Origin of the sequence: Streptomyces sp. YIM 121038 (genome assembly GCF_006088715.1) — a bacterium.
In the GTDB taxonomy this organism is placed as follows: domain Bacteria; phylum Actinomycetota; class Actinomycetes; order Streptomycetales; family Streptomycetaceae; genus Streptomyces.
This window is the reverse complement of the sequence record NZ_CP030771.1, coordinates 8,936,934-8,961,906: the sequence shown is the minus strand read 5'-3', so window position 1 is coordinate 8,961,906 and position 24,973 is coordinate 8,936,934. Positions and strand designations below refer to the sequence as shown.

26 protein-coding genes are annotated in these 24,973 nt (G+C 73.1%); 11 read left to right on the top strand and 15 right to left on the bottom strand.

What is annotated here, in order from left to right:
• Window positions 1-278: 278 nt before the first annotated feature.
• Window positions 279-1,265: a LacI family DNA-binding transcriptional regulator gene (locus C9F11_RS37320; protein WP_216677027.1), complete on the top strand. Its 987-nt coding sequence runs from the start codon at window positions 279-281 to the stop codon at window positions 1,263-1,265.
• Between the two features lie 13 nt (window positions 1,266-1,278).
• On the opposite strand, the gene C9F11_RS37315 is transcribed toward C9F11_RS37320, so the two are convergent.
• Window positions 1,279-2,577: an aldolase/citrate lyase family protein gene (locus C9F11_RS37315; protein WP_138964101.1), complete on the bottom strand. Its 1,299-nt coding sequence runs from the start codon at window positions 2,575-2,577 to the stop codon at window positions 1,279-1,281.
• 285 nt (window positions 2,578-2,862) lie between these two features.
• Between C9F11_RS37315 and C9F11_RS37310 the strand changes: the two genes are divergently transcribed.
• Window positions 2,863-3,768, top strand: a complete 906-nt coding sequence (locus tag C9F11_RS37310; RefSeq protein WP_138964099.1) for an endonuclease/exonuclease/phosphatase family protein — start codon at window positions 2,863-2,865, stop codon at window positions 3,766-3,768.
• A 60-nt stretch (window positions 3,769-3,828) separates the two neighbouring features.
• Here the strand turns inward: C9F11_RS37310 and C9F11_RS37305 are convergent, their stop codons facing one another.
• From C9F11_RS37305 to C9F11_RS37290, 4 genes are all read right to left on the bottom strand, one after another.
• Window positions 3,829-4,791, bottom strand: a complete 963-nt coding sequence (locus tag C9F11_RS37305; RefSeq protein WP_138964097.1) for an electron transfer flavoprotein subunit alpha/FixB family protein — start codon at window positions 4,789-4,791, stop codon at window positions 3,829-3,831.
• Between the two features lie 59 nt (window positions 4,792-4,850).
• Window positions 4,851-5,639 carry an electron transfer flavoprotein subunit beta/FixA family protein gene (locus C9F11_RS37300; RefSeq protein WP_138964095.1) on the bottom strand — a complete coding sequence of 263 codons (789 nt, stop codon included), beginning with the start codon at window positions 5,637-5,639 and terminating at the stop codon, window positions 4,851-4,853.
• A gap of 229 nt (window positions 5,640-5,868) precedes the next feature.
• On the bottom strand, window positions 5,869-6,375 hold the full coding sequence (locus C9F11_RS37295; RefSeq protein ID WP_138964093.1) for a flavin reductase family protein: 507 nt from the start codon (window positions 6,373-6,375) through the stop codon (window positions 5,869-5,871).
• A gap of 240 nt (window positions 6,376-6,615) precedes the next feature.
• Window positions 6,616-6,951, bottom strand: a complete 336-nt coding sequence (locus C9F11_RS37290; RefSeq protein ID WP_249402045.1) for a thioredoxin family protein — start codon at window positions 6,949-6,951, stop codon at window positions 6,616-6,618.
• Between the two features lie 260 nt (window positions 6,952-7,211).
• Between C9F11_RS37290 and C9F11_RS37285 the strand changes: the two genes are divergently transcribed.
• The gene (locus C9F11_RS37285) at window positions 7,212-7,940 is read left to right on the top strand and encodes a lysophospholipid acyltransferase family protein (protein WP_138964089.1); all 729 of its coding nucleotides are present in this window, start codon (window positions 7,212-7,214) and stop codon (window positions 7,938-7,940) included.
• Between the two features lie 21 nt (window positions 7,941-7,961).
• Here C9F11_RS37285 and C9F11_RS37280 read toward each other — a convergent pair whose 3' ends face one another.
• The 6 genes from C9F11_RS37280 to C9F11_RS37255 form a co-directional block, all read right to left on the bottom strand.
• Complete coding sequence (locus C9F11_RS37280; protein WP_138964087.1) at window positions 7,962-8,663, bottom strand: phenylalanine--tRNA ligase beta subunit-related protein; 702 nt, start codon at window positions 8,661-8,663, stop codon at window positions 7,962-7,964.
• A 155-nt stretch (window positions 8,664-8,818) separates the two neighbouring features.
• Complete coding sequence (locus tag C9F11_RS37275; protein WP_138964085.1) at window positions 8,819-11,062, bottom strand: glycoside hydrolase family 95-like protein; 2,244 nt, start codon at window positions 11,060-11,062, stop codon at window positions 8,819-8,821.
• Between the two features lie 180 nt (window positions 11,063-11,242).
• Complete coding sequence (locus C9F11_RS37270; RefSeq protein WP_138964083.1) at window positions 11,243-11,851, bottom strand: transglutaminase domain-containing protein; 609 nt, start codon at window positions 11,849-11,851, stop codon at window positions 11,243-11,245.
• Between the two features lie 127 nt (window positions 11,852-11,978).
• Entirely contained in the window at window positions 11,979-13,049 is a 1,071-nt protein-coding gene (locus C9F11_RS37265; protein WP_138964081.1) for a low specificity L-threonine aldolase, read from the bottom strand.
• Entirely contained in the window at window positions 13,046-13,786 is a 741-nt protein-coding gene (locus C9F11_RS37260) for an SDR family oxidoreductase (RefSeq protein ID WP_138964079.1), read from the bottom strand. Before C9F11_RS37260 ends, C9F11_RS37265 begins: the two co-directional genes overlap by 4 nt.
• 26 nt (window positions 13,787-13,812) lie before the next feature.
• Entirely contained in the window at window positions 13,813-15,216 is a 1,404-nt protein-coding gene (locus C9F11_RS37255) for a DUF6421 family protein (protein WP_138964077.1), read from the bottom strand.
• 624 nt (window positions 15,217-15,840) lie between these two features.
• Between C9F11_RS37255 and C9F11_RS37250 the strand changes: the two genes are divergently transcribed.
• The 3 genes from C9F11_RS37250 to C9F11_RS37245 all read left to right on the top strand — a co-directional run bounded on the left by C9F11_RS37250 (window position 15,841) and on the right by C9F11_RS37245 (window position 17,549).
• Window positions 15,841-16,587 carry a lysophospholipid acyltransferase family protein gene (locus C9F11_RS37250; RefSeq protein WP_138964075.1) on the top strand — a complete coding sequence of 249 codons (747 nt, stop codon included), beginning with the start codon at window positions 15,841-15,843 and terminating at the stop codon, window positions 16,585-16,587.
• Window positions 16,588-16,664: 77 nt separating this feature from the next.
• Window positions 16,665-16,790: a hypothetical protein gene (locus C9F11_RS49740; protein WP_269078112.1), complete on the top strand. Its 126-nt coding sequence runs from the start codon at window positions 16,665-16,667 to the stop codon at window positions 16,788-16,790.
• A 75-nt stretch (window positions 16,791-16,865) separates the two neighbouring features.
• Window positions 16,866-17,549: a glycerophosphodiester phosphodiesterase family protein gene (locus C9F11_RS37245; protein WP_138967476.1), complete on the top strand. Its 684-nt coding sequence runs from the start codon at window positions 16,866-16,868 to the stop codon at window positions 17,547-17,549.
• Between the two features lie 73 nt (window positions 17,550-17,622).
• Here the strand turns inward: C9F11_RS37245 and C9F11_RS37240 are convergent, their stop codons facing one another.
• Complete coding sequence (locus C9F11_RS37240; RefSeq protein ID WP_138964073.1) at window positions 17,623-18,177, bottom strand: GNAT family N-acetyltransferase; 555 nt, start codon at window positions 18,175-18,177, stop codon at window positions 17,623-17,625.
• A gap of 105 nt (window positions 18,178-18,282) precedes the next feature.
• On the opposite strand from C9F11_RS37240, the gene C9F11_RS37235 reads away from it, so the two are divergent.
• Window positions 18,283-18,669, top strand: a complete 387-nt coding sequence (locus tag C9F11_RS37235; protein ID WP_138964071.1) for a VOC family protein — start codon at window positions 18,283-18,285, stop codon at window positions 18,667-18,669.
• A 47-nt stretch (window positions 18,670-18,716) separates the two neighbouring features.
• Here the strand turns inward: C9F11_RS37235 and C9F11_RS37230 are convergent, their stop codons facing one another.
• A complete protein-coding gene (locus tag C9F11_RS37230) occupies window positions 18,717-19,247 on the bottom strand; it encodes a MarR family winged helix-turn-helix transcriptional regulator (protein ID WP_138964069.1) in 531 nt (176 codons plus the stop codon).
• A 36-nt stretch (window positions 19,248-19,283) separates the two neighbouring features.
• The gene (locus tag C9F11_RS37225) at window positions 19,284-20,963 is read right to left on the bottom strand and encodes an FUSC family protein (protein WP_138964067.1); all 1,680 of its coding nucleotides are present in this window, start codon (window positions 20,961-20,963) and stop codon (window positions 19,284-19,286) included.
• Window positions 20,964-21,395: 432 nt separating this feature from the next.
• On the opposite strand from C9F11_RS37225, the gene C9F11_RS37220 reads away from it, so the two are divergent.
• From C9F11_RS37220 to C9F11_RS37205, 4 genes are all read left to right on the top strand, one after another.
• Window positions 21,396-21,941 carry a DUF5134 domain-containing protein gene (locus C9F11_RS37220; RefSeq protein WP_138964065.1) on the top strand — a complete coding sequence of 182 codons (546 nt, stop codon included), beginning with the start codon at window positions 21,396-21,398 and terminating at the stop codon, window positions 21,939-21,941.
• A 130-nt stretch (window positions 21,942-22,071) separates the two neighbouring features.
• Window positions 22,072-23,004 (top strand): M56 family metallopeptidase, encoded by a 933-nt coding sequence (locus C9F11_RS37215; protein ID WP_138964063.1) that lies wholly within the window; start codon window positions 22,072-22,074, stop codon window positions 23,002-23,004.
• Between the two features lie 33 nt (window positions 23,005-23,037).
• Window positions 23,038-23,739 (top strand): phosphatase PAP2 family protein, encoded by a 702-nt coding sequence (locus C9F11_RS37210; RefSeq protein WP_138964061.1) that lies wholly within the window; start codon window positions 23,038-23,040, stop codon window positions 23,737-23,739.
• Between the two features lie 67 nt (window positions 23,740-23,806).
• Window positions 23,807-24,511, top strand: coding sequence for an HAD family hydrolase (locus C9F11_RS37205; protein ID WP_138964059.1), 705 nt, complete (start codon window positions 23,807-23,809; stop codon window positions 24,509-24,511).
• 22 nt (window positions 24,512-24,533) lie between these two features.
• Here the strand turns inward: C9F11_RS37205 and C9F11_RS37200 are convergent, their stop codons facing one another.
• Window positions 24,534-24,779: a DUF2630 family protein gene (locus C9F11_RS37200; RefSeq protein WP_138964057.1), complete on the bottom strand. Its 246-nt coding sequence runs from the start codon at window positions 24,777-24,779 to the stop codon at window positions 24,534-24,536.
• Window positions 24,780-24,973: the final 194 nt, after the last annotated feature.

Sequence of the window (24,973 nt, the reverse complement as noted above, 5' to 3'; positions counted from 1 at the left end):
AGCACGCCACCCCCGGGTAAACACCGGACATCCAACCCCCCGTATACATAGTGGACGTCACATGAGCCCCGTACACCGTGGAAACCTGAACTTCCGCACGCGAACCGGCCTCCGTTACGCAGACTGGGTCCGCGACCCGCGCAGCACAGCCCCGTAGTGGACGACAGACAGGACAGCGCACCGTGGCAGAGACCGCCCGCACCCCCGTCTCCCACCGCCGCACCGACGGCAGTTCGGACCCCGCGGACCCCAGGAGCCGCTACGGCAACCGGCCGACCATGAAGGACGTCGCCGCCCGCGCGGGCGTGGGCCTCAAGACGGTCTCCCGCGTCGTGAACGGCGAGCCGGGGGTCACGCCCGACACCGAGCGGCGCGTCCAGGAGGCCATCGACGCCCTCGGCTTCCGGCGCAACGACAGCGCGCGGGTGCTGCGCAAGGGCCGCACGGCCAGCATCGGCCTCGTCCTGGAGGACCTGGCCGACCCGTTCTACGGCCCGCTGAGCCGCGCGGTCGAAGAGGTGGCGCGGGCGCACGGGGCGCTGCTCATCAACGGTTCGAGCGCCGAGGACCCGGACCGCGAGCAGGAGTTGGTGCTCGCCCTGTGCGCGCGGCGCGTCGACGGTCTCGTGGTGATCCCCGCGGGCGACGACCACCGCTATCTGGAGCCGGAGATCGCCGCGGGCGTCGCCACGGTGTTCGTGGACCGGCCGCCGGGGCGGATCGACGCGGACGTGGTGCTCTCCGACAGCTTCGGCGGCGCGCGGGACGGCGTCGCGCACCTGATCGCGCACGGCCACCGCCGCATCGGCTTCATCGGCGACCAGCCGCGCATCCACACCGCCATAGAGCGCCTGCGGGGCTACCGCACGGCCATGGCGGACGCGGGCATCGACGTCGACGAGTCCTGGGTGTCCCTCGGCCTCACGCACCCCGAGCGCGTCGCCCGCGCCGCCGAGACGATGCTGGCGGGCCCGGCTCCCGTCACCGCGATCTTCGCGGGCAACAACCGCGTGACGGTCACCGTCGTACGCGTCCTCGCGGGGCTCCCCCGCCCCGTGGCCCTGGTCGGCTTCGACGACATCGAGCTGGCCGACCTGCTCCGGCCTGGGGTCACGGTGGTCGCCCAGGACGCGGCCCAGCTCGGCCGCACGGCGGCGGAGCGCCTCTTCCGTCAGCTGGACGGCGCGTCGGGCCCGCCGGAGCGGGTGGAGCTGCCGACGCGCCTGATCACCCGGGGCTCGGGGGAGCTGGCGCCCGCGGACTGAGCGCGGCGGGACGCTATGTGGCCGAGGGCGTCAGGTCGCCCCGGCGCGGCCCCGCGTACGTCTGGAGCCCGGCCGGGGTGAGGCCGGTGAGCCGGGTGACCTCGGCGGTGTCGAGCGCGCCGCAGTCCAGGCCGCGGAGCAGATACCCGGCGAGCGCCTTGGCGGTGGCGGGCTCGTCCGCGATGTCGCCCGCGGTCCGGTTGGCGTACGCGGCCAGGCGGGCGGCGGCCTGCTCGAAGCCCTCGCGGTAGAAGGCGAACACGGCGGCGTAGCGGGTGGGGATGTGGCCGGGGTGCATGTCCCAGCCCTGGTAGTAGGCGCGGGCCAGGGCACGCCGGGTGAGGCCGTAGTGCAGGCGCCAGGCGTCGTGGACCTTCGCCGTGGGGCCGACCGGCAGGACGTTGGTGGAGCCGTCGGAGACGCGCACGCCCGTGCCCGCGGCCGCGACCTGCATGATCGCCTTGGCGTGGTCGGCGGCCGGGTGGTCGCTCGCCTGGTACGCGGCGGACACGCCGAGGCAGGCGCTGTAGTCGAAGGTGCCGTAGTGCAGGCCGGTGGCGCGGCCCTCGGCGGCGTCGATCATGCGGGCGACGGTCGCGGTGCCGTCGGCGGCGAGGATCGACTGGCTGGTCTCGATCTGGATCTCGAAGCCGATCCGGCCGGGGGCGAGGCCGCGCGCCTTCTCGAACTCCTCCAGGAGCCGCACCATCGCGGTGACCTGCTGCGGATACGTCACCTTCGGCAGCGTCAGGACGAGCCCGTCGGGCAGGCCCCCCGCCTCCATGAGGCCGGTCAGGAAGACGTCCAGGGTGCGGATGCCGCGGTCCCGTACGGCGGCCTCCATGCACTTCATGCGGATGCCCATGTACGGCGCGGCGCTGCCGCCCGCGTACGTCTCGGTGATCAGCCGGGCCGCGCGTGCCGCGTCGGCGTCCTCGTCGGCGTCCGTGCGGCCGCCGTAGCCGTCCTCGAAGTCGACGCGCAGGTCCTCGACGGGCTCGCGCTCCAGCTTGGCCCGCACGCGCGCGTAGACCGGCTCGGCGAGGTCGTCGGCGAGGCCGAGGACGGCGGCGAAGGAGGCGGCGTCCGGCGCGTGCTCGTCGAGCGCGGCCAGCGCCCGGTCGCCCCAGGAGCGGATGGTGTCGGCGGCGAACAGCTCGCCGGGCACGTACACGGTGTGGACGGGCTGGCGGGTGCCGGGGTCTCCGGGGTAGCGGCGCTCCAGCTCCTCGTCCACCGGCGTGAGCGAGGCGCTGACCCGCTCGCTGACGGCGCCCGCGAGACTCGTCGCCACCTTTTCCTGCTGACCCATCCGTGCACCCTCCACATTCATAGTGCGGCGTTCCGTGCTCACGGTGTTCCATGGCGGGGACGCCGGTGAACCGAGCATCGAATCTTCCGCTTCACGGAATCAGGAATCCGTATGGCGAAGTTATCCGTGTACCTTCCCACTGGTCAACACCTTCTCGTGTACCGGACCCCGGGCGTTCACGCCTGTCTCAGATGGTGCTTCCACACTCCGATGGGCCCCTTCCGCACGGTCGGGGTCCGCTCGGAGCCCGACAGCGCCGCACCGCGACCGACCGAAGGAGAACGCGTGCCGACCGACACACCCGTGACCCGCCGCTCCGGCCTGCGTACGGCCGTGGCCACCGCGACGGCCGTCACGGTCCCGCTGCTCGCCACGGCGTTCGCCGCCGCTCCCGCGCACGCCGCGGAGCGCCCGGGCCGCCGCCTGGAGGTCATGACCTTCAACCTGCGCTACGCGAGCCCCACGCCGCCGAACGCGTGGCCGGAGCGCCGCCCGGTGACCCGCGAGCTCCTGCACCGGGCGCGGCCCCATGTGATCGGCACCCAGGAGGGCCTCTACCAGCAGGTGCGGGACATCGCCGAGGACCTGGGCCCGCACTACGCCTGGATCGGCACGGGCCGCGCGGGCGGCAGCCGCGACGAGTTCATGACCGTCTACTACGACACGCGCAGGCTGACGCCCGTCGCGTACGAACACTTCTGGCTCTCCGACACCCCGGAGGTGATCGGCTCCAACACCTGGGGCGGCGGCTCCGTGCGCATGGTCACCTGGGTCCGCTTCCACGACCGGCGCACGGAGCGCGAGTTCTACTTCCTCAACACCCATCTGGACAACCACAGCCAGTACGCGCGCACGCGGGCCGCGCATCTGATCTCCGACCGCCTCTCCGCCCTCGACCGCACCGTGCCGAAGGTCGTCACCGGCGACTTCAACGTCGCGGCCCACAAGAACCCGGTGTACGAGACGCTGCTCAAGGCGGGGCTCGTCGACACCTGGGACGCGGCCGACGAACGCGGCAAGCAGTACGCGACCTTCCACGGCTACAAGCCGCTCGTGCCGGACGGCGACCGCATCGACTGGATCCTGGCGACTCCGGCCGCGCGCGTGCACGCGGCGGCCGTCAACGTCTTCTCCCTGGACGGCCAGTTCCCGAGCGACCACCTGCCGGTGCAGGCGAGCCTGACGCTGTGACGCGCGAGGCCCCCGGCCCCGCGCGCGGCGGAACCAGGGGCCTCGTGAGCGTCGAACGGCTCAGCCCTTGCGGGCCTTGACCTCTTCGGTGAGCTGCGGGACGACCTCGAAGAGGTCGCCGACCACGCCGTAGTCGACGAGGTCGAAGATCGGGGCCTCGGCGTCCTTGTTGACGGCCACGATGGTCTTCGACGTCTGCATGCCCGCGCGGTGCTGGATCGCGCCGGAGATGCCGGAGGCGATGTACAGCTGCGGCGACACGGACTTGCCGGTCTGGCCGACCTGGTTGGAGTGCGGGTACCAGCCGGCGTCGACGGCGGCGCGCGAGGCGCCGACGGCGGCACCGAGCGAGTCGGCGAGCGCCTCGATGATCGCGAAGTTCTCGGCGCCGTTGACACCGCGGCCGCCGGAGACCACGATCGCGGCCTCGGTGAGCTCGGGGCGGCCGGTCGACTCGCGCGGCGTGCGCGCGGTGACCTTGGTGCCGGTGGCCTGGGCGGAGAACGACACGGCCAGGGCCTCGACGGCGCCCGCGGCCGGGGCGGCCTCGACCGGCGCCGAGTTCGGCTTCACGGTGATGACCGGGGTGCCCTTGGAGATGCGGGACTTGGTGGTGAACGCGGCCGCGAACACGGACTGCGTGGCCACCGGGCCCTCGTCGCCGGCCTCCAGGTCGATGGCGTCGGTGATGATGCCGGACTCGACGCGGACCGCGAGGCGAGCCGCGATCTCCTTGCCCTCGGCGGACGACGGCACGAGCACGGCGACCGGGGACACGGCGTCGTACGCGGCCTGCAGCGCGTCCACCTTCGGCACGACGAGGTAGTCGGCGAACTCGGGGGCGTCGGCGGTGAGGACCTTGACCGCGCCGTGCTCGGCGAGCGTGGCGGCGGTGGCCTCGGCGCCCGCGCCGAGAGCGACGGCGACGGGCTCGCCGAGACGGCGGGCGAGCGTCAGCAGCTCAAGGGTGGGCTTGCGGACGGCTCCGTCGACGTGGTCGACGTAGACGAGAACTTCAGCCATGGGACTTCAATCTCCTGCGATTACGAAGAAGTTGGGGCGGTTGAGGGAGTGACTGAAGCTCAGATGAACTTCTGGCCCGCGAGGAACTCGGCGAGCTGCTTGCCGCCCTCGCCCTCGTCCTTGACGATCGTGCCCGCGGTGCGCGCGGGACGCTCGGCGGCGGAGTCGACCTTGGTCCAGGCGCCCTCGAGACCGACCTCTTCCGCGTCGATGTCCAGGTCGTCCAGGTCCAGGGACTCCACCGGCTTCTTCTTGGCCGCCATGATGCCCTTGAACGAGGGGTAACGGGCCTCGCCCGACTGGTCCGTGACGGACACGACGGCCGGCAGGGACGCCTCCAGCTGCTCGGAGGCGGTGTCGCCGTCACGGCGGCCCTTGACGACGCCGTCCGCCACGGAGACCTCGGAGAGCAGCGTGACCTGCGGGACGCCCAGGCGCTCGGCGAGGATCGCGGGGAGCACGCCCATGGTGCCGTCCGTCGAGGCCATACCGGCGATGACGAGGTCGTAGCCCGTCTTCTCGACGGCCTTGGCGAGGACCAGCGAGGTGCCCATGACGTCCGTGCCGTGCAGGTCGTCGTCCTCGACGTGGACGGCCTTGTCGGCGCCCATCGACAGGGCCTTGCGCAGCGCGTCCTTGGCGTCCTCGGGGCCGACGGTCAGGACCGTGATCTCGGCCTCGCCGTCCGCCGCCTCCTTGATCTGCAGGGCCTGCTCGACCGCGTACTCGTCGAGTTCCGAGAGGAGGCCGTCCACGTCGTCACGGTCGACGGTCAGGTCCTCGGCGAAGTGCCGATCGCCGGTGGCGTCGGGCACGTACTTCACACAGACAACGATCCTCAAGCTCACGCCGGCTCTCCTACTGCATCGTCATTACTGGGCTGCTGCCTTGGCTGGGCCACTGCCTTCTTGCAGGCAGCATAGGCGCCTCAAGCGGCGGATCCCGGTCGGGGCGGCCCCCGCTCCAACCGGAATATTACTCATGAGTACACCCACTGCTTTCCCGCTGAGCAAGCGCTTTGAACTGTGACCTTCGCAACGCTCCGTAATCGCGCGCACGCCGCGTCATCGGGAACTCTCAGTCACGCAGCGCGTTGAAGCGCCCCTGGTGGTACAGCAGCGGGCGGCCCGCCCCCGCGGGGTCGCCGACGACCGCCTCCGCGAGCACGAGCCGGTGGTCGCCCGCGGGCACCCGCGCCACGACGCGGCACACCAGCCAGGCGAGGACGCCGTCGAGCACGGGCACGCCGTGCGGTCCCTCGAACCAGCGCGTGGGCGCGCCGAAGCGGTCGGCGCCGCTGCGCGCGAAGGTCGCGGCGAGCTCTTCCTGGTGCTCACCGAGGACGTGGACGCCGACGTACTCGGCCCGGGATATCGCGGGCCAGCTGGAGGCGCCGGTGCCGATGCCGAACGAGATCATGGGCGGCTCGGCGGACACCGAGGTGAGCGAGGTGGCGGTGAAGCCGACGGGACCTGAGCCGGTCGCGGTGATCACCGCGACCCCGGCCGCGTGCCGCCGGAAGACGGAGCGCAGCAGGTCGGGCGCGGCGAGCTGAGGGGTGTCGAGGTCGGGCGAAGCCGTCATGGAGTTGTCCTTCTGCAGGAGGTACGAGCGGGTCCGTGGCTGCTCAGCAGGACCAACAGCGCGCACTGGCATGACGGGCGAGGTCCACATGGACGCGCTCGTAGAGAAGGAGCTCCGGTGGCATGGCAGCAGGCTGTCGATAGATGGCCGGTGCAGTCAAGGCCCTGCGGGCGCGGTAAAGATCACTCAGGAACACGGGCCGGAGCACGTGGCCTCCTTCCGGGACCGCGGGCCCCCGCCTCATACGGCCGCTCCGAGGGCGGCGATGACGTCGGCCTTGCGCGGCTGTCCCGCCGCGCGCCGCACCACGCGCCCGCCGCGGTCGAGGACGAGCACCGTGGGCGTCTTGTCGATGCGCAGCTCGCGGACGAGCGCCAGGGCACCCTCCGCGTCGATCTCCACGTGCGCGACGCCGGGCACCATGGCGGCGACGTCGGCAAGGACCCTGCGGGTGGCCCGGCAGGGTTGGCAGAAGGCGCTGGAGAACTGCACGAGCGTGGCCCGCTCACCGAGCGGTCCGCCCAGGTCCCCCGCGTCCAGCCGCCGTGCGCTCTCGTGTCCGCGCGCCGCTGTCACCCGCGCCTCCCACCCTTCTCCGTCGCCCGCCGGGGCGCTGTCCGGCCCCCGGCCGGGGGCGCACATACCTCATTCCCTTCAGCACGCGCGCGGGCTCAAAGATTCCGACGTGACGAGAATCTCCCGCACTACGGGCACTAGCGCTGGCCAGTCGCTCGTTCTTGGGGCACGATCTGCGGAGCCGTATACCTACGGATCCGTAACTTGGTTACCTGCCAAAGGCCCCCCTCCTCTGGCAGAGATGAAGGGCCTCCCCACCCATGGCAGAACTCGTGTACCGACCGGTCGTCGGCGTCGCCAAGACCTTCTTCAAGGCACTGGACCTGAAGATCGACTGCAAGGGTTCCGAGAACATTCCGCGCACGGGTGGCGCGGTCCTCGTCAGCAATCACATCAGCTATCTCGACTTCGTCTTCAACGGCCTGGCGGCGCTTCCGCAGAAGCGCCTGGTGCGCTTCATGGCGAAGGAGTCGGTGTTCCGCCACAAGATCTCCGGTCCGCTGATGCGCGGAATGAAGCACATTCCCGTGGACCGCAAGCAGGGCGACCAGGCGTACGCCCACGCCCTGGACTCGCTGCGCTCCGGGGAGATCATCGGCGTCTTCCCCGAGGCGACGATCTCGCAGTCGTTCACCCTGAAGTCGTTCAAGACGGGTGCCGCGCGCCTGGCCCAGGAGGCGGGGGTTCCGCTGATCCCCATGGCGGTGTGGGGCACGCAGCGGGTCTGGACGAAGGGGCACCCGCGCAACTTCAAGCGCCAGCACCTGCCCGTGACGATCCGGGTCGGCGAGGGCGTGGAGGCGCCGAAGGAGCAGTACGCGGGCGCGATCACGCGGCGCCTGCGCGAGCGCTGCCAGGAGCTGCTGGAAGCCGCCCAGCGCGCCTACCCCGGCCGCCCCAAGGGCCCGGACGACACCTGGTGGCTCCCCGCCCACCTGGGCGGCACGGCCCCGACCCCGGCCGAGGTCCGCGCCGCCGAGGCGCACTGAGGCCACGGCGGGCGGCCCGCCTTAGCGGAGCGGCCCGCCCGCCGGCTCGTGGACGACGATCCGCGCGCCGGGGCTGAACTTCTCCAGGAGCTCCACGAGCTCCGCGGCCGCCGCGTCGAGGCCCGCGTGCGGGCCCATGCCTTCGAGCAGGAAGACCGCGTTGACGGTCTGCTCGGTGAGGCGGGTGCGCGGGCCCTGCCGCCAGTTCCAGCGGCGGCAGGTCACGCCTTCGTCGTCGCGCCAGACGACCTCGCCCGCGTCGGGGTGCTCGACGGTCCGCTCGCCCCCGGCCATGGTGACGAAGTCCTCGTCCCCGGTGGCGCGGACGAGCCGCATGGCGCCCTTGATGTGGTCCAGGTCCTCGCCGCCGACGGGGATCAGATGCGCCACGCTGATCGCGTTGTAGACGTCGACCAGCGCGTTGATCCGCGGCAGCCCCGCGTCGGTGAGGGCCCTCTTGGCCAGGGCCTCGGCGGAGTTCCGGGTGCGCGAGGGCTTGGCGCCGAAGTCCGTGTAGGCCCCGCGCCAGTCCGCCATGTGCGGGTCCTCGTGCGGGGCGCGGCCGTCGAGGCGCGCGGCCAGGCGCCGGGCCGCGTCGTCGAGGAGGGCCGACGTGCCGTCGGAGCTAGGGCCGTTCACGAGGTCGTACGCCTCGACGGCGATGTGGGTGAAGCCGGGCGCGAGTGCCCGCACCTCGTCGGACACGGTGAGCGTGAGCGTCATGATCTGCCTTGGGTCGCGGACGTCATCAGCGGAAGTACAGCATAACGAACTCATTAGTTCATTGCACTGTACTTTCGCTCCGCGGCGGGCTCGGCGCGGCCCCGCGCCGGACGACGCCAGGCATACTCCAGGCTTACGACAGGCCCGCGGCCCGCCTACGGCAGCCCCCAGGCCGGTTCCGTCGCGTTGCCCGGCACGTCGCGCGGACCCGGTGCCGGGCGGGCGCCCTTCGGGGTGACCAGCGCCGTCTGTCCGCGCCGCAGCGGGACACTGATCACGTCGCTGCCCCGGTACGGCAGGTCACGGCCCCGCTCGTCGCGTACGTCGATCTCCCCTGCGATGCCGTGCCGCAGCCGCAGCGGCTCCCCGGCCTCGCTGTGCACCCGGACCCACTCCGTGCGCCCGGCGCGCCGCGAGGCGTCGACGAGGAACGCGCCCTGCGTACGGAGCCGCTGGAGGCTCGCGTCCCGCCAGGTGTCGGAGACGGCGGGGAAGACCTTGACCACTCCCCCGTGGCTCTGCGTCAGCATGTCGAGCAGGGACCGGCCCGCGGCGACGGGGCTCTCCAGGGCGAAGTTGGAGCCTTCGCGGTACATGGTGTTGGGCGTGAGCGCGCAGTTGTCGGTGACGTTGCCGTCCACGAAGAACCGCAGGTGGCGCAGGGCCCGCTCCGCCTGTCCGAACAGCGTCTCCATGGAGGCGGCCGCCGCGTAGCTGTAGCCGTGCCAGCGGTCCTGCCGCCCGGCCCAGTGGTCGAAGCTGCGCCGGTCGAGGGCCTCCTGGAGCGGGTGGAGCCACAGCAGGTGGGAGAAGTGGCGGTGGGACTCGGCGAGCGGGACCCCGGCGCCGATCATGACGCCGTTCTCGTCGCGGTGGTACGGGACGAGGCGGTCGCGGATGTCGCGCCACCGCTTCTCGTCGGGGTCCCGCAGGCGCAGCCGCCGCACGGAGTCGAGCAGGGCCGTGACGCCCCAGCGCAGCAGCGACAGGTCGTAGGTGCAGTCGGCGGCGTTGGCGTACTCGGGCGAGCGGGTCTCGGGCAGGTGCAGCCTGCCGTCGGAGCCCTCGGTGAGGTGCCGCGCGTAGTAGCGGACCGCCTTGGCGAGGACCGGGCGGATCACGTGTCGCAGGGCGTCGTCGTCCATGTGGTGGCGGTAGGTGACCCACGCGTTGTGCAGGGCCCAGACGAGGTTGCCCGTGTGGTCGTTGGGGCTCACGCCGGGCACGCCGACGTAGCGCGGCCCGGAGCGCAGCCGCCAGTCGCCGGGGTGGCAGAGCGCGTAGGTGTCGCCGTCGCGCAGCTCCGGGCGGATGTTGCTCTCCAGGTTGGCGTGGTCGCGGGCGAACGCCGGTGTGACGGCGTCGAGTTCGCGGTGGTTGGAGACGTCGGCGAGGGGATACGTGACCTGGACGTTGGTGTTCCACCAGATGCTCGTCCAGTTGTTGCCCGTCTCCGGGAACCACGGGCCGAAGACCGGGGTGACGGGCCCGTCCGCGCGGGTCGCGCACGCCAGCTTGTACAGCTGGATCCAGTAGAAGCGCTGGAGCTTCTTGTCGGGCACGGACACGAAGCTGCGCCGGTGGAAGGCGTGCCACCAGCCGCGGTGGCGGGCCACGGCGGCCTCGGCCGAACCGTCGAGCGCCTTCTCGACCGCGCGGAGCGCCCGCTCCCGGCCGGTGGAGTCCGGGTGTCCGTACGCGATGGTGGCCGCGAGGAGGCGGCCGGTGCCGGAGCGGCGCTCGCGCCAGGCCGTGGTGTAGCCGCCGCCCGCGTGCAGGGGCTGTTCGACGTGGCCGGGGCCGGTCGCGGGGTCGGGGTTGGCGGTGTACTCGGGCGGGACCCGGACGGTGCGGGTGGTGCGCGAGGGCAGCGCGGTGAACCCCCAGGACGCGGCCTCCTCGCCCGCGCTCGGCTCCGTCGAGATCAGCAGGACGTCCTCGTGGCTGAGGATCAGGGCGGAGAAGGCGACGCTGCCGCGGGTGGTGGTGACGGTGCCCGCCAGTTCGGCGTCGTCCAGGTCCAGGCGCCAGTCGACGCCGGTGACCGTCCCGGCGAAGGTGAGCGTCAGGAAGCCGACGCCGAGCCGGGAGTAGCCGATCGCGGCCTCCCACTGACCGCGCTGGTCCTGTACGTGCCCGTGGTTGACCATGAAGCGCAGGACGTTGCCCTCGCCGGGCTGCGCGTACACGTGCGCGGCGAGGAAGCCGTTGCCGAGGAACGGCCCCTCCTGCCAGCTGCGCGGGAGCCGCTTCCACACCATGGCGGCGTCCCGCAGCAGCGCGGCGTGCGCGTCCGCGCGGGGCGACGCCGCGGACGCGGCCCAGGCGACGGGCGAGCCCGCCGCGACGAGTGCTCCGGAGGCGCCTGCGACGAAGGCGCGCCGTGAGAGGGGAGTCATGGCGTGGGCCTCTCCAACAGCGGTGCGGTCAGGGTGAGTTGGCGTACGCAGCATCGGGTCCACGCCCTGCCGCGTCAAGCGATCCGACAGGAATAGGTCGGATGACTTTCCAACTCGCCGCCTCATAAGCCTCTTTCACGCGGTGAATTCGGCAAGCACCCCCTCGCCACATCCGATGTTTCAGCCTTGCGCCGCGGGGAGTTCCTCCGGCAGCCTCGCCCAGAGCCAGGGCCGGTCCGGGGCCGCCTTGAGGATCTCCAGCAGCACCGGGTTCGGCTCGGCGTGCAGCGTCGGGTAGTCGACTTCCCCGGCGGCCGCGTCCACCGGGAAGGCCAGCCGCTCGCCCGCGAGGGAGAACCGCGCGTCCACGCCGGGCTTGTTGCCGCGCGCGTCCTGGCGGTGCCAGGAACCGTCGAAGCGCACGGCGACGAGGCCGTGCAGCGCGAAGCCACTGCCGTCGTCATGGAGGAGCCGCTGGTAGCACAGGGCCGTGGGGATGTCCTCGGCGCGCAGCAGCGCGGCGAGCGCGTGCGCTTTGGCGTGGCAGATGCCGGTCCGCCGCTCCAGGACGTCGGAGGCGCGCCACGTCACGCGCGGGTCCCCGGCGTCCGCGGAGTGCGGAATGGTGTCGCGGACGTACGCATAGGCCGCCCGCGCGTATACGTATGAGTCGTCGGCGCCCTCGGCCAGGCGCGCCGCGGTCTCCCGGACCAGGGGGTGCCTGTGGTCGATGGCCTCGTCCGCCGCGAGATAGGCGGACAGGTCTGGGTTCTCCTGGATCAGCTCCATGAGCCGCGAGCATAGGAAAGCGGCCGACCGAGAGTCAATGACTTTTCGATCAGCCGCATACCTATGCGATATCAGGGCCTGCGCGGGACGGGCACGGTCGCCGTGCCCACGGCAGGTCCGGGCGCGACTAGCGCGCCATCTCCTCCTTCAGCGCCGCCACGAAGGCGTCGACGTCGTCCCCCGTGGTGTCGAAGGAGCACATCCAGCGGACGTCGCCCGCGGCCTCGTCCCAGAAGTAGAAGCGGAACCGCTTCTGCAGGCGCTCGCTGACGTCGTGCGGCAGCCGCGCGAAGACGGCGTTGGCCTGCACGGGGTAGAGGATCTCCACGCCGTGCACCGCGCGGACGCCCTCGGCGAGGCGCTGGGCCATCTCGTTGGCGTGCCGGGCGTTGCGCAGCCACAGGTCCTTGGCCAGCAGCGCCTCGAACTGCACCGAGACGAAGCGCATCTTGGAGGCGAGCTGCATGGACAGCTTGCGCAGGTGCTTCATGTGGCGCACCGCGTCGCGGTTGAGGACGACGACGGCCTCACCGAACAGCGCGCCGTTCTTGGTGCCGCCCAGGGTGAGGATGTCGACGCCGACGGCGTTCGTGAACGTCCGCATCGGCACGTCGAGCGCGGCCGCCGCGTTGGCCAGGCGGGCGCCGTCGACGTGCACCAGCATGCCGAGGCCGTGGGCGTGTTCGACGATCGCGCGTATCTCGTCCACCGTGTACAGGGTGCCCAGCTCGGTGTTCTGCGCGAGCGAGACCACCTGCGGCATCGCGCGGTGCTCGTCCTCCCAGCCGAATGCCTGACGGTCGATCAGCTCGGGGGTGAGCTTGCCGTCGGGCGTCGGCACGGTGAGCAGCTTCAGACCGCCCATGCGCTCGGGGGCGCCGCCCTCGTCCACGTTGATGTGCGCGCTCTCCGCGCAGATCACCGCGCCCCAGCGGTCGGTGACCGCCTGGAGAGCGACGACGTTGGCACCGGTGCCGTTGAAGACCGGGAACGCCTCGGCGCCCGCGCCGAAGTGGCCGCGGATGACCTGCTGGAGGTGGTCGGTGTACTCGTCCTCGCCGTAGGCGACCTGGTGGCCGCCGTTGGCGAGGGCGAGCGCCGCCATGACCTCCGGGTGCGCGCCCGCGTAGTTGTCGCTCGCGAAACCGCGGACGGCGGGGTCGTGATGCCGCCTGGCATCGGTCTTCGGAGGGTTCACGGCTTCTCGGTCAGCCACAGACGTTTCCCGTTCACTTCCGATGTGGGGCGCTCCCAGACGCCGGTGATGGCCTCGGCCAGCTCCTTGACGTCCGTGAAGCCCGCGAACTTCGCGTTGGGGCGCTCCGCGCGCATCGCGTCGTGCACCAGCGCCTTGACGATCAGGATGGCAGCCGCGGCCCGCGGGCCGTCCTCGCCCCCCTCCTTGCGGAAGGCGTCGCCGAGCGCGAGCGTCCAGGCCTCGGCGGCCGCCTTCGCCGCCGAGTACGCCGCGTTCCCCGCGGTCGGCTTGCTGGCACCCGCGGCGCTGATCAGCAGGTAGCGGCCGTTGCCGCCGCGCTGGAGGCCGCCCTGGAAGGCGAGCGACGTGTGCTGCACCGTGCGGATCAGGAGGTCTTCGAGGACGTCCCAGTCGCCGAGGTCGGTGTCGGCGAAGGAGGAGCTGCCGCGCCAGCCGCCGACGAGGTGCACCAGGCCGTCGATCCGGCCGTACTCCTTCTCCGTGCGGTCGGCCCAGGCGCGGGCGGCCTCCAGGTCGAGCAGGTCGACCGTGTCACCGGTGACCGTGGCGCCGCCGTGCGCGTAGCGCGCCGCGTCCACGGCCTCCGCCAGGCGCGAGGCGTCGGCGTCGGACGCGACCACGGTCGCCCCCGCCTCCGCCAGGCGCAGCAGGGTCGCCCGCCCCGCGGGCCCTGCGGCCCCCGCCACCGCGATCACGGCTCCGTCGAGTGCGGACATGGCCCTCGCCTCCTTGTTGCGGCCGCTCACGCGGCAACCGTCTCGGCGCCGGACTCCGCAGTGATCCCCTTGGTGGAGGCGATCACGTGCTTGAGCTTCTTGGAGAGCGCCTCATAGAACATGCTGAGCGGAAATTCGTCGGGAAGCACGTCGTCGACCAGTTTGCGCGGCGGCAGCGACGTGTCCAGGGCCTCCGGACCCTTGGCCCAGCGCGAGCCGGGGTGCGGGGCCAGATAGGAGGAAACCAGCTGGTAGCCGGCCAGCCAGTGGACGAGCTTGGGCCGGTCGATGCCGTCGCGGTAGAGCTTCTCGATCTCCGCGCAGAGCTGGTTGGTGAGCTGCGGGGCACGGTCCCAGTCGATCTTCAGCTTGTTGTCGGTCCAGCGGACGACGTCGTGCTTGTGCAGATACGCGAAGAGCAGCTGGCCGCCGACGCCGTCGTAGTTGCGCACGCGGTCGCCGGTGACCGGGAAGCGGAACATCCGGTCGAAGAGCACCGCGTACTGCACGTCACGGGCCTGGGGCACGCCCTCGGCCTCCAGCTTCACGGCCTCCTTGAAGGCGGTGAGGTCACAGCGCAGCTCCTCGAGGCCGTACATCCAGAACGGCTGCCGCTGCTTGATCATGAAGGGGTCGAAGGGCAGGTCGCCGTGGCTGTGGGTGCGGTCGTGGACCATGTCCCACAGGACGAACGCCTCCTGGCAGCGGGCCTGGTCGGCGACCATGGCGCGGATGTCGTCCGGCAGCTCGATGCCGAGGATGTCCACGGCGGCCTCGGTGACCCGGCGGAAGCGGGCGGCCTCGCGGTCGCAGAAGATGCCGCCCCAGGTGAAGCGCTCGGGGGCCTCGCGCACGGCGATCGTCTCGGGGAAGAGCACCGCCGAGTTGGTGTCGTAACCGGCCGTGAAGTCCTCGAAGGTGATGCCGCAGAACAGCGGGTTGTCGTAGCGCGTGCGCTCCAGCTCGGCGAGCCACTCGGGCCACACCATGCGCAGCACGACCGCTTCGAAGTTGCGGTCCGGATTGCCGTTCTGCGTGTACATGGGGAAGAGCACGAGGTGCTGGAGGCCGTCCTCACGGCGGGCCGCCGGGTGGAAGGCGAGCAGCGAGTCGAGGAAGTCCGGCACCTGGAAGCCGCCTTCGACCCACTTGCGCAGATCGGCCACCAGGGCCGTGAGGTACGCGGCGTCGTGGGCGAGCAGCGGGGCCAGCTCCCCGACCGAGGCTATGAGGCGGTCGACCGCCTGTCCGGCCGCGGCCCTGGACGGCGCGCCCTCGCGCTCGAAGTCGATCGAGCCGTCCTTGGACTGCCAGGGCCTGATCTCCTCGACGGCACCCTTGAGCACCGGCCAGGCCGGGTGGTCCACCACTCGCCCGTCACGGGAAGCCCCGGGGCTGTCCGCCGCCGTCTGCACAAGAATTTCCGTCATGTCCCATCCTCCACGGGAGAACCTCGCGTATGAGCAGCGTATGTGTGCGAGCTTCTCCGTTACAAGGGGGGATCCGGGAAATTATCCTGCTCGCCCTCCACTGGGCCGCTGTTTTTCCTGTCGCCCGGTGCCGGTGCGGCCGCCTCCCCCCACTGTTTCCCGCTCCGGGCGGGCGGACACCCCTCACCCCGGGGCGACCCGCGCGCCACGAGGTGCGGCCGCCGCCCGCGCAAGACCACGCCATCGCCCCGAAGGCAAAGTCCACGAGTACGGCCACACGCAAAAGGCCCGCGCCCCGGAAAACGCGCCGGGAATGCCAACCGAAAAGCGGATGCGGGCGGATCGGCACACCGCGAAGAAGTTCACCGCGGCGGCACGAAGAGCGCCTCACCGAGCACTACGCCCACCGGCATCACTCCAGCTCAGCGGCCACATCCTCGCTCGTATACAGGCGCTACGGCTCCCAACCTTTCATCCCTCCAATTGTTCAGCGCACCATGGATCCCGCGCTTTTCAGCCGCGTTCCCCACGCCGCTTCCGCTGGCTCGATTCGCGTTCTCCCTCCCGCCCCGAAAGGCGGCTAGCGTGCCCGGGCGCGGGGGCAGTCGAGGAGGGGTCAGAGGAATGTTCTATGCCGTGTTCAGGTGTGTCGTCCTGATACCGCTGCTGCGGTGGCTGTTCCGGCCGCGGATCGAGGGGCTGGCCAACGTGCCGGCCCGGGGCGCGGCCATCGTGGCGGGGAACCACCAGTCGTTCTGCGACCAGTTCCTGCTGGGCGTGACGCTGCGCCGACGCATCAACTTCCTTGCCAAACAGGAGTACTTCACGGGCAGGGGCCTGCGCGGACGCCTCGCCGCCGCGTTCTTCCGGGGCATCGGCGCGATCCCCGTGGACCGGTCGGGCAACGGCGCCGGGCAGGCCGCCGTCGAGGCCGGGCTCGCCGTGCTCGACCGGGGCGGCCTGCTCGGCATCTTCCCGGAGGGCACCCGCTCGCACGACGGGCGCCTGTACAAGGGCCGGGTGGGCGTGGCCGCGATGGCGCTGCGGTCCGGCGCACCCGTGGTCCCCTGCGCCATGATCGGCACGTTCGAGGCCCAGCCCGCGGGCCGCCGGGTGCCGAGCATCGTGCCGATCACCCTGCGCTTCGGCAGGCCGCTCGACTTCTCCAAGTACGCGGGCATGGAGGACCAGCGCGCCGCGCTGCGGGCCGCCACGGACGAGATCATGTACGCGATCCTGGAACTCTCGGGCCAGGAGTACGTCGACACGTACGCCGTCGAGGCCAAGGCCGCGGCGCAGGCCCAGGAGCTGGCGCGGCGCACCCGCAGGCGCGCGGGTCAACCCCCGGCCGACGCGCCCACCCACGGGTGAGACCGCTCGCGATCACGGTGCCCGCGGCGGTAGGACGGGCCGGGTCAGCCGTCCCCACCGCAGGGAGCGCCGAACCGTTGAGCACCCGCGCCGTTCTGGTCGCCGCCGTCATCACCGGACTCATCCTGGGCATCGTGGGCACCAGACCGGATGATTCCGCTTCGCCCCGCAGGAACGATCCGATCGTGGAGGCGGGCGATTAGGCTGCGGCCGTGCCGCGCGGTCCCCTGCCTCCGCACCGCGCGGAGCCGAGCCGCCGTCGACGGAAGCGAGTGACCTTGAACTTCCTCACCATCGGGCATCGCGGTGTCATGGGCACCGAACCCGAGAACACCCTGCGATCCTTCGTCGCCGCGCAAGCCGCGGGCCTGGACGTCATCGAACTGGACCTGCACCTGAGCAAGGACGGCGCCCTCGTCGTCATGCACGACGCCGACGTGCGCCGCACCACCGACGGCAGCGGTCCCATCGCCGAGAAGACCCTCGCCGAGCTGCGCGAGCTCGACGCGGGTCTGGGCGAGCGCGTCCCGGTCTTCGAGGAGGTCCTGGACGCCGTCCGGGCGCCGCTGCAGGCCGAGATCAAGGACGTGGCGGCGGCGCGCGCCCTCGCCGACGTCATGCACGCGCGGGACCTGGTCGGCCGGGTGGAGGTGCTCTCCTTCCACGACGAGGCGATCGCCGAGATCGCCCGGCTCGTCCCCGGCGTGCGTACCGCGCTCGTCGCCAGCCGCTACGGCGTGGACGTGGTGGAGCGCGCCACCGCGGTCGGCGCCGCCACGCTGGTGCTGAACATCCGCCGGCTGACCCTGGAGGTCGTCGAGCACGCGCGCAAGGCCGGTCTGCGGATCATCGGCTGGGTCGTGAACACCCAGGACGATCTGCGCCTGGTGCGCGCGCTCCAGCTCGACGGCGCGACGACGGACTACCCGGACATCAAACGGACGGGACGTTTCACCGCCTGAGCCGTCTCGCGGGGCCCGCACCGGGTCCCGGCCGGGCCGCCGCCGCGCCGGGGCGGGGCGGGGCGGGCCCGACTCAGCCGATCTGCTTCACCAGGAGCTCGAACTCCAGGTCGTCGCGCTGCGGGACGCCGAAGCGCTCGTCGCCGTACGGGAAGGGGCTCATCTTTCCCGTACGGCGGTAGCCGCGCCGCTCGTACCAGGCGATGAGCTCCTCGCGTACGGAGATCACGGTCATGTGCATCTCCCGGGCGCCCCAGGTGTCCCGCGCGGTCCGCTCCGCCTCCGCCATGATCACCTTGCCCAGGCCCGCGCCCTGGAGCGCCGGGCTGACGGCGAACATCCCGAAGTACACGTGGTCCCCGCGGTGTTCGAGCTGGCAGCAGGCCACGATCCGGCCATCGCGCTCGACCGCGAGCAGCTTGCCGGCGGGCGCGGTGATGACGTCGACGACGCCCTGCGCATCGGTGCGCCGGCCCTCGAGGATGTCCGCCTCGGTGGTCCACCCGGCACGGCTGTCGTCGCCCCGGTACGCCGACTCGATCAGCCCGACCAGCGCCTCGGCGTCGGCTTCGGTGGCGTCGCGGAAGGTGAGGTCGCCGTGCGTGCTCGGGTGCGGGGCGGTGGCCATGGGGGCGGGTCTCCGATCTGCTGGTGCTGCGGTGCCGTCGCGCGTCCGGACTCCTGAGCCCCGGCACGCACCGCCGAGCGTAACCCGGGACTAAGGTGCGGCCGCATGGTGCACGTACTCAGCAGCAGAATCCTCCTGCGCCCCACCGACCCGGAGCGCTCCCGGACCTTCTACGGCACGGACCTCGGCCTCGCCGTCCACCGCGAGTTCGGCACGGGGCCCGAGCGCGGCACGGTGTACTTCCTCGGCGGCGGCTTCCTGGAGGTCTCCGGCCGCTCGGCGGAGCCCCCTTCGCCCGCCGTGCAGTTGTGGCTCCAGGTCGCGGACGCGGCCGCCGCGCACGCGGACCTGGCCGCGCGCGGCGTGGAGATCCTGCGGCCGCCGGTCAAGGAGCCGTGGGGCCTCGTCGAGATGTGGATCGCCGACCCGGACGGCGTGCGCATCGCGGTGGTGGAGGTGCCGGAGGACCATCCGCTGCGGTACCGCCCCTAGGGACGGTCCGGTACGACGCCGTGTCGGCCCGCCGGACGGGCCCCGGGTCACCCGCGCGGGACGCCGAGGCGGCCCTCCAGCTGGCTGAGCAGCTCGCCCAGGAGGGCCCCGAGGCGCTCCTGGCCGTCGCCCGCCAGGCCCGCGAGCACCGTCGTCTCGTACGCCAGCTGGTCGGGCAGGACCGCGTCGACGAGGTCGCGGCCCGCGTCGGTCAGGCGGACGTGCGCGACACGGCGGTCACGCGTGTCCGGGCGGCGGTCGATCAGGGCGCGCTCCTGGAGCAGCTTGAGGCGCTTGGTGACCGCCGCGCCCGAGGAGAAGGTCTCGCGGGCCAGCTCGCCGGGGGTCAACTCGTGGCCGGTGCGGCGCAGGGCGCCGAGCAGGTCGAACTCCGGGCGGGTCAGGCCCGCCCGGCGCAGCGGGGCGTCCTCCGCCTGCTGGAGCAGGGCCGCGCAGCGGTTGATGCGGCCGATGATCTCCATCGGCGCCGTGTCCACGCCCGGATGCACCTGCTGCCACTGGCGGACCACCGCGGCCACCGTGTCGCCCGCACCCGCCCGGCCGTACCCACTCGTCATCCCCGCGCCCCGCTCCTCGTGCTCATTCCGCCGGTGTCACGGCCGCGCGCCCTCCGCGGCCTGCGGTCCACCACGTACCGTAGCCGCGAGCGTACGGTGCCCGGCGCGCTCGGCGTCCGCCACCCGGCGCGCGGGGAGCTCGCGCTGCCACCACTCGCCCGCGGCCGTGTCGTGGGCGGCGCGCAGGGCGACGAGGCTCGCGGTCAGACGGCGCCGGGCCCGGTGCAGGTCGCGGGCGGGCCCCCGCAGGGCGCTTTCGGCGTGGGCGCGGGCGCGGTCCGTGGCGGCGAGGGCGTGCTCGATGTGGTCGGCGGCCCGCCGGTTGGTGACGGCCACGGCGGCGACGAGGCCGAGCAGCGCGCCGAGCAGGGTGTCCACGACGCGGTCGGCGATCAGCGCGCCGGGGTCCTGGAAGCGTCCGAACTCGGTGACGAGCAGCGCCATCGGCGTCACGCACACGCAGCCCAGCCAGTAGTTGCGGGTGATGAGGGCCTCCGCGCCGAAGGCACAGAGCAGCCCGCACACGATCAGCGCGGCGTGGTCGTGGTGCGCGAGCGGCACGAGCGCGGCGAAGGCGACCACGCCCACGACGTTGCCGACGACGCGCTGTACGCCGCGGCTCCAGGTCAGGGTGACGTTGGCCTGGTACAGGGACGCGGCGGTGACCAGGGCCCAGTAGGGGCGCCCGACGCCGAGCGCGAGCGCCGCGTATCCGGCGAGGGCGCAGCCGACACCGGTGCGCAGCGCGATGGGCAGCAGCGGCGACCCGGGCGCGAGCCGCCGCCACAGCGGCAGCGCGGCCTCGGCCTCCTCGGCCCGCTCCAGCGGCGGGTGCGGGGCCGTGGCGCCGGTGTCCGGGACGGCCCCGGTGCCGCGCAGCCCCGCGGCCAGGGCGCGCAGCCGCACGGGGTCTCCCGCGGCGGGCGCGGCGAGGGCTTCCTCGGCACTCGCCACGAGGTGGTGCAGCGCGGTGCGGGTCGCGTCGGCGCGGGTCGCGTGCAGGGACTGCCAGGCGGCGTGCGCGGCGTCGGTGGCGGCGGCACGGGCCCGCGCGGCGCCGGGCCCGCTCGCGTCGGCCGCCACGGCGTCGGCGTACGCGGCGGCGGCACGCAGGGCCCGGCCGGTGGCGCGCCGCTCGGGGCCGTGCGGGCGCAGCGGCGCGGGTGCCATGCCGACGAGCCAGGCCACGGCCCCCGCGCCGAGCGTCAGGGCGAGATGGCCGGGCACCTGGCCGAGGCGCTGCGGCGCGAACAGGCTCGCGGAGCTGACGAAGGTGAAGATCAGATGGCCGGGCGGGCCGATGCGGGTGGCGTCGCAGAGCGCCTTCTGGGCGGCGGCGAGGAGCGCGCCCACCGCCACGAGCACCGCCGCGCCGGGCGCGAGCGCGGCGGTGGTCAGGGCGACCGCCACGCTCGCGACCATCCCGGCGACGACCCGGGCGAGGGCGCGGGCCCGTGCGGCGTACGGCAGTTGGTGTGCGTACAGGGCGCAGAGCGACCCGGCCATCGTGTACATCACGAGGTCGAGGCGGCCGAGGGCGAGCAGCGTCAGATGGGGGATCGCCATGGCGACGAAGACGCTCGTCGCGGGCTTGAACCAGATGTCCGACGGCTTGCCGAGGCGGAGCACACCGGCGAGCGGCAGACGGCGCGGGTGCGCGCGCGGCGAAGGCCTGGACGGGGGCGAGGCGTGGGCGGGAGGTGGGGTGCTGCTCATGCAAGAAGATTAGCAAGTGTTTTACCTGAAAACTAAATAGGCGCACGACCGGCTCCGCGCCCGCGCGCGGTTGTTGTCGAGCTGGCGACCGACCCGAACGGGCACAGCCGGGACCGCCGGTCCGCGCACGGCTGCGCCGACGACCGGCCGGAGCGGGCACGACCGAGACCCACCGGCCCGCGCACGATTGCGCTCGCGACCAGCCGGAGCGGGCACGACCGAGACCCACCGGCCCGCGCACGGCTGCACCGACGACCGGACGGAGCAGGCGCAGCCGAGACCCGCCCCGGAACGAGGGGTCCCGCGACCAGCGCCGCACCCCTTCCGCTCCCCCGTCGCGCTCCCGCCGTACACCCGTGCGCTCCCGTACGCCGCCCCCGCGCCGGGCATCGACTCGTCATCGGCGTCGTCCGTCGATCGAGGAGGTGCCCGGTGCACGGACCCGGTTCGGCGAGCTGGCTGCTCGTGGCGCTCTGCGCGGCGAGCGGCGCCTACTGCGTGCTGCGGATGCGCAGCCGCGTCGCGGAGCAGCGCCGCACGGCGGGCGGCGAGGCGCTCATGGGCTTCGGCATGGCGATGATGGCCGTGCCCGCCGCCGCACTCTCCCCGCCCCGGGGCGCGTGGCTCGCGTACGCGACGGTGTTCACCGCCATCGCCCTGCACGCGGCCTGGACGACGCGGCGCTCCGTCCACCACGTCCACCACCTGGTGGGCGCCGCCGCGATGGTCTACATGTCGGCGGCGATGCTCTCCGCCCCCGGCGGCGGCCACGGCGACGCGGGCGTCCCCGCGCTGACCGGCGCCCTGCTCCTGTACTTCACCGCGCACGTGCTCGCCTCGGGCGCGCGGCTCGCCCCGGTGGGCGCGGTGGTCACCCCGGAGGCCGGTGTCGTCCGCTGGGCGGACCGGCCGGAGCTGGCCCTGGTGTGCCGCCTCGCGATGAGCATGGCCATGATCGCGATGCTCCTGACCCTGTGAGCCCCCTGCCCGCGAGCACCCCTCCCGCCCCGCGCCGACGGCCCTGAACCCCCGGCCCCCGTCGTGGCGTGCGTCACTTCACGGCGAAGGTCCATACCCTCATGAGGCATGCCCCTCATAGGGTTGACCCATGATGGTCCCCGTCGCGCTGCTGCTCCTTGCCGGGCTGACCGCCGTCGTCGCGCCCCGGATGCTCGCGCGAGCGGACTGGCCGGAGCGCGAACCGGTGGTGGCACTGTGGGCCTGGCAGTGCGTGGTGGCGGGCGTGCTGCTCTGCTGCGCCCTGTCGATGACCTTCAGCGCGGCCGCCGCCTGGCAGGCCGTGCGGGGCCAGCTCTTCGCGCCCGCGCCGCACGGCGTCGTCGAGGCGTACGCGCTCGGCCCGACGCCCTGGGCCACGGTGACGGCGGTGGCCCTCGCCTGCGGCGGCGTCTGGACGGCCGTGATGCTCACGCGCGAGATCGCCCGCGCCCGCACCCGGCGCGCCAGGCGGCGGGCCGAACTGGTCGTGCGCGCCCCGCTGTTGCCCGGCGAGGAGCCCGGCGCCGACCGGCTCGTCGTCCTGGAGGGCGAGCGCCCCGACGCCTGGTGGCTGCCCGGCACCGCGCCCCAACTGGTCATCACCACCGCCGCGTTGCGCCGCCTGAAGGGCCGCCAGCTCGATGCGGTGCTCGCCCACGAGCAGGGGCACGCGCAGGCCCGGCACGACTGGCTCCTGCACTGCTCCGGCGCGCTCGCCGCGGGCTTCCCGCAGGTGCCGGTGTTCGCCGCGTTCCGCGACGAGATGCACCGGCTCGTGGAGCTGGCCGCCGACGACGTGGCCTCGCGCCGCTTCGGGCGCCTGACCATCGCGCTCGCCCTCGTCGAACTCAACGAGGACCGGGGCGTGTTCGGGCCCTGCCCGACCCCGCAGGCACACGTCCCCGCCCGGGTGCACCGGCTGCTCGCCGCCCGCCCCCGGCTCACCGCGGGGCGCCGTCTGCGGCTGACCGCCGCGGCCGCGCTCGTGCCGGTCGTACCGCTCCTGGTCGCGTTCGTCCCGGCGCTGCGCGCGCTCGGTTAGGCGTCGCCGCGGGGCATCGGTCAGGATCGGGACATGGACTCCGCGCCTCCCCCGCCTCCCCCGCCGTCCCGCGCCGCCCGCGTGGCGGCGCTGCTCGCGCTCCCCTCGCTGCTGCTGCTCGTCCTGGTCTCCGCCGAGTGGCAGCCGCTGCTCACGCTGGACGGCGACATCGCGCGGACCACGCACCGCTGGGCGGTGGCCCACCGGGACCTCACCCACGCCGCCCGCGTCCTCACGGACTGGGTGTGGGACCCGTGGACGATGCGCGCCCTGTGCACGGCCGTCGTGCTGTGGCTCGCCGCGCAGCGGGCGTGGTGGCTCGCCCTGTGGCTCGCGGCGACCTGCCTGGTGGGCACGCTGCTGCAACAGGCCATGAAGGCGGCGGTCGGCCGGGAGCGTCCGGTCTGGCCGGACCCGGTGGACTCCGCGCGCTACGCGGCCTTCCCGTCCGGGCACGCACTGACCGCCACCGTCGTGTGCGGGCTGCTCCTGTGGCTGCTCCGCCGCCGCGCCGTGGGCCCCCGCGTGTGGCGCACCGCCGTCGCCGTGGCGGTGGTGTCCGTCGTCGGCGTCGGCCTCACCCGTGTGTGGCTGGGGGTCCACTGGGCCTCGGACGTCGTGGCGGGCTGGCTGATCGGCGCCCTGGTCGTCGCCGCGGCGATCGCCCTGTACGACCGCTACGCACCGCCCGTACGGCCCCCGGCGGCGACGGGACGGGCGCACAGCCGTCGGTGACCGCGATCCCGTGGGGCGCGTCGGGCGGTGCTTGACCCCGCGCCGGGAGGTCCCGGAGGATCGCGGCATGGCGATCAAGGGCGTGCTGTTCGACTTCTCCGGGACGCTGTTCCGCGTCGAGTCCACCGCGTCCTGGCTGCGGGCCGCGCTCACCGCGCGCGGGCTCGCCCTGCCGCCGGACGAGGAGGCGCGGCTCGCGGCGGCGCTCGACCGCGCGGGCGCGCTGCCCGGCGGCGCGCCGACCCCGAAGGCGCCCGGGCACCTCGCCGGCCTGGTCGCGCGCCGCGACGAGAGCGCGGAGCTGCACCGCGCCGCGTACACCGGCCTCGCCCGGACCGTGCCGCTGCCCGATCCGGGCCTGTACGACGCCCTCTACGACCGGCACATGGCGCCGGAGGCCTGGCAGGCCTACCCCGACGCCCTCGACGTCCTGCGCGGCCTGCGGGCGCGCGGGGTGCGCGTCGGGGTCGTGAGCAACATCGGCTGGGATCCGCGCCCCGTCTTCCGCACGCACGGCCTCGACCCGTACGTGGACGCGTACGTGCTGTCGTACGAGCACGGCGTCCAGAAGCCCGACCCGCGCCTCTTCGCGCACGGCTGCGACGCGCTGGCCGTCGCCCCCGCGGACACGCTGATGGTCGGCGACGACCGCCGTGCGGACGGCGGCGCGGCCGCCCTCGGCTGCGCCGTGCACTTCGTGGCCCATCTGCCGGTGCTCCAGCGCCCCGACGCGCTGCGCACGGTCCTGACCCTGGTGGGCGGCGCGGGCTGACCGCCGTGCCCGCGGGACGCGCCTACGACTCGTAGTTCTCGACCTGCGCGACGGGGCGCGCCCGGACCGCGTCCGGGTCGCCGCCGAACTCCTCCTTGGCCCGCCGTCTGCGCAGCAGGTCCCAGCACTGGTCGAGCTCCCGCTCCAGATCGCCCAGGCGGGCCCGCTCCGTGGCCTCGTCGATCGCTCCGGAAGCCAGCGATTCGCGGAGGGTCTTCTCGGCGTCGACCATCTCCGTGATCCGCGCCAGAATCTGCTGTTGGTCCATGTCCACACGCCTCCTCAGACCCCCGGCCCCACTGTAAGGAGACAAAGCCGGATCGGCGAGGAGAGAAGGGAAGAACGGGGAGAACGGGGTGACGGGGGACAACAGGGGGGATGTAGTAGACATGCGGAGCAATGGGGCGGCCGCGTCGGCCGCACTCCGGACATGCCTGGAGGCAGGCAACACTCCCCCGCGGT

Bases quoted from the DNA above. Each gene is read 5' to 3' on its own strand.
- C9F11_RS37320 (WP_216677027.1), top strand. From the start codon at position 279: ATGAAGGACGTCGCCGCCCGCGCGGGCGTGGGCCTCAAGACGGTCTCC.
- C9F11_RS37315 (WP_138964101.1), bottom strand. From the start codon at position 2,577: ATGGGTCAGCAGGAAAAGGTGGCGACGAGTCTCGCGGGCGCCGTCAGC.
- C9F11_RS37305 (WP_138964097.1), bottom strand. From the start codon at position 4,791: ATGGCTGAAGTTCTCGTCTACGTCGACCACGTCGACGGAGCCGTCCGC.
- C9F11_RS37295 (WP_138964093.1), bottom strand. From the start codon at position 6,375: ATGACGGCTTCGCCCGACCTCGACACCCCTCAGCTCGCCGCGCCCGAC.
- C9F11_RS37285 (WP_138964089.1), top strand. From the start codon at position 7,212: ATGGCAGAACTCGTGTACCGACCGGTCGTCGGCGTCGCCAAGACCTTC.
- C9F11_RS37280 (WP_138964087.1), bottom strand. From the start codon at position 8,663: ATGACGCTCACGCTCACCGTGTCCGACGAGGTGCGGGCACTCGCGCCC.
- C9F11_RS37275 (WP_138964085.1), bottom strand. From the start codon at position 11,062: ATGACTCCCCTCTCACGGCGCGCCTTCGTCGCAGGCGCCTCCGGAGCA.
- C9F11_RS37270 (WP_138964083.1), bottom strand. From the start codon at position 11,851: ATGGAGCTGATCCAGGAGAACCCAGACCTGTCCGCCTATCTCGCGGCG.
- C9F11_RS37260 (WP_138964079.1), bottom strand. From the start codon at position 13,786: ATGTCCGCACTCGACGGAGCCGTGATCGCGGTGGCGGGGGCCGCAGGG.
- C9F11_RS37255 (WP_138964077.1), bottom strand. From the start codon at position 15,216: ATGACGGAAATTCTTGTGCAGACGGCGGCGGACAGCCCCGGGGCTTCC.
- C9F11_RS37250 (WP_138964075.1), top strand. From the start codon at position 15,841: ATGTTCTATGCCGTGTTCAGGTGTGTCGTCCTGATACCGCTGCTGCGG.
- C9F11_RS37240 (WP_138964073.1), bottom strand. From the start codon at position 18,177: ATGGCCACCGCCCCGCACCCGAGCACGCACGGCGACCTCACCTTCCGC.
- C9F11_RS37235 (WP_138964071.1), top strand. From the start codon at position 18,283: ATGGTGCACGTACTCAGCAGCAGAATCCTCCTGCGCCCCACCGACCCG.
- C9F11_RS37230 (WP_138964069.1), bottom strand. From the start codon at position 19,247: ATGACGAGTGGGTACGGCCGGGCGGGTGCGGGCGACACGGTGGCCGCG.
- C9F11_RS37225 (WP_138964067.1), bottom strand. From the start codon at position 20,963: ATGAGCAGCACCCCACCTCCCGCCCACGCCTCGCCCCCGTCCAGGCCT.
- C9F11_RS37215 (WP_138964063.1), top strand. From the start codon at position 22,072: ATGATGGTCCCCGTCGCGCTGCTGCTCCTTGCCGGGCTGACCGCCGTC.
- C9F11_RS37210 (WP_138964061.1), top strand. From the start codon at position 23,038: ATGGACTCCGCGCCTCCCCCGCCTCCCCCGCCGTCCCGCGCCGCCCGC.
- C9F11_RS37205 (WP_138964059.1), top strand. From the start codon at position 23,807: ATGGCGATCAAGGGCGTGCTGTTCGACTTCTCCGGGACGCTGTTCCGC.
- C9F11_RS37200 (WP_138964057.1), bottom strand. From the start codon at position 24,779: ATGGACCAACAGCAGATTCTGGCGCGGATCACGGAGATGGTCGACGCC.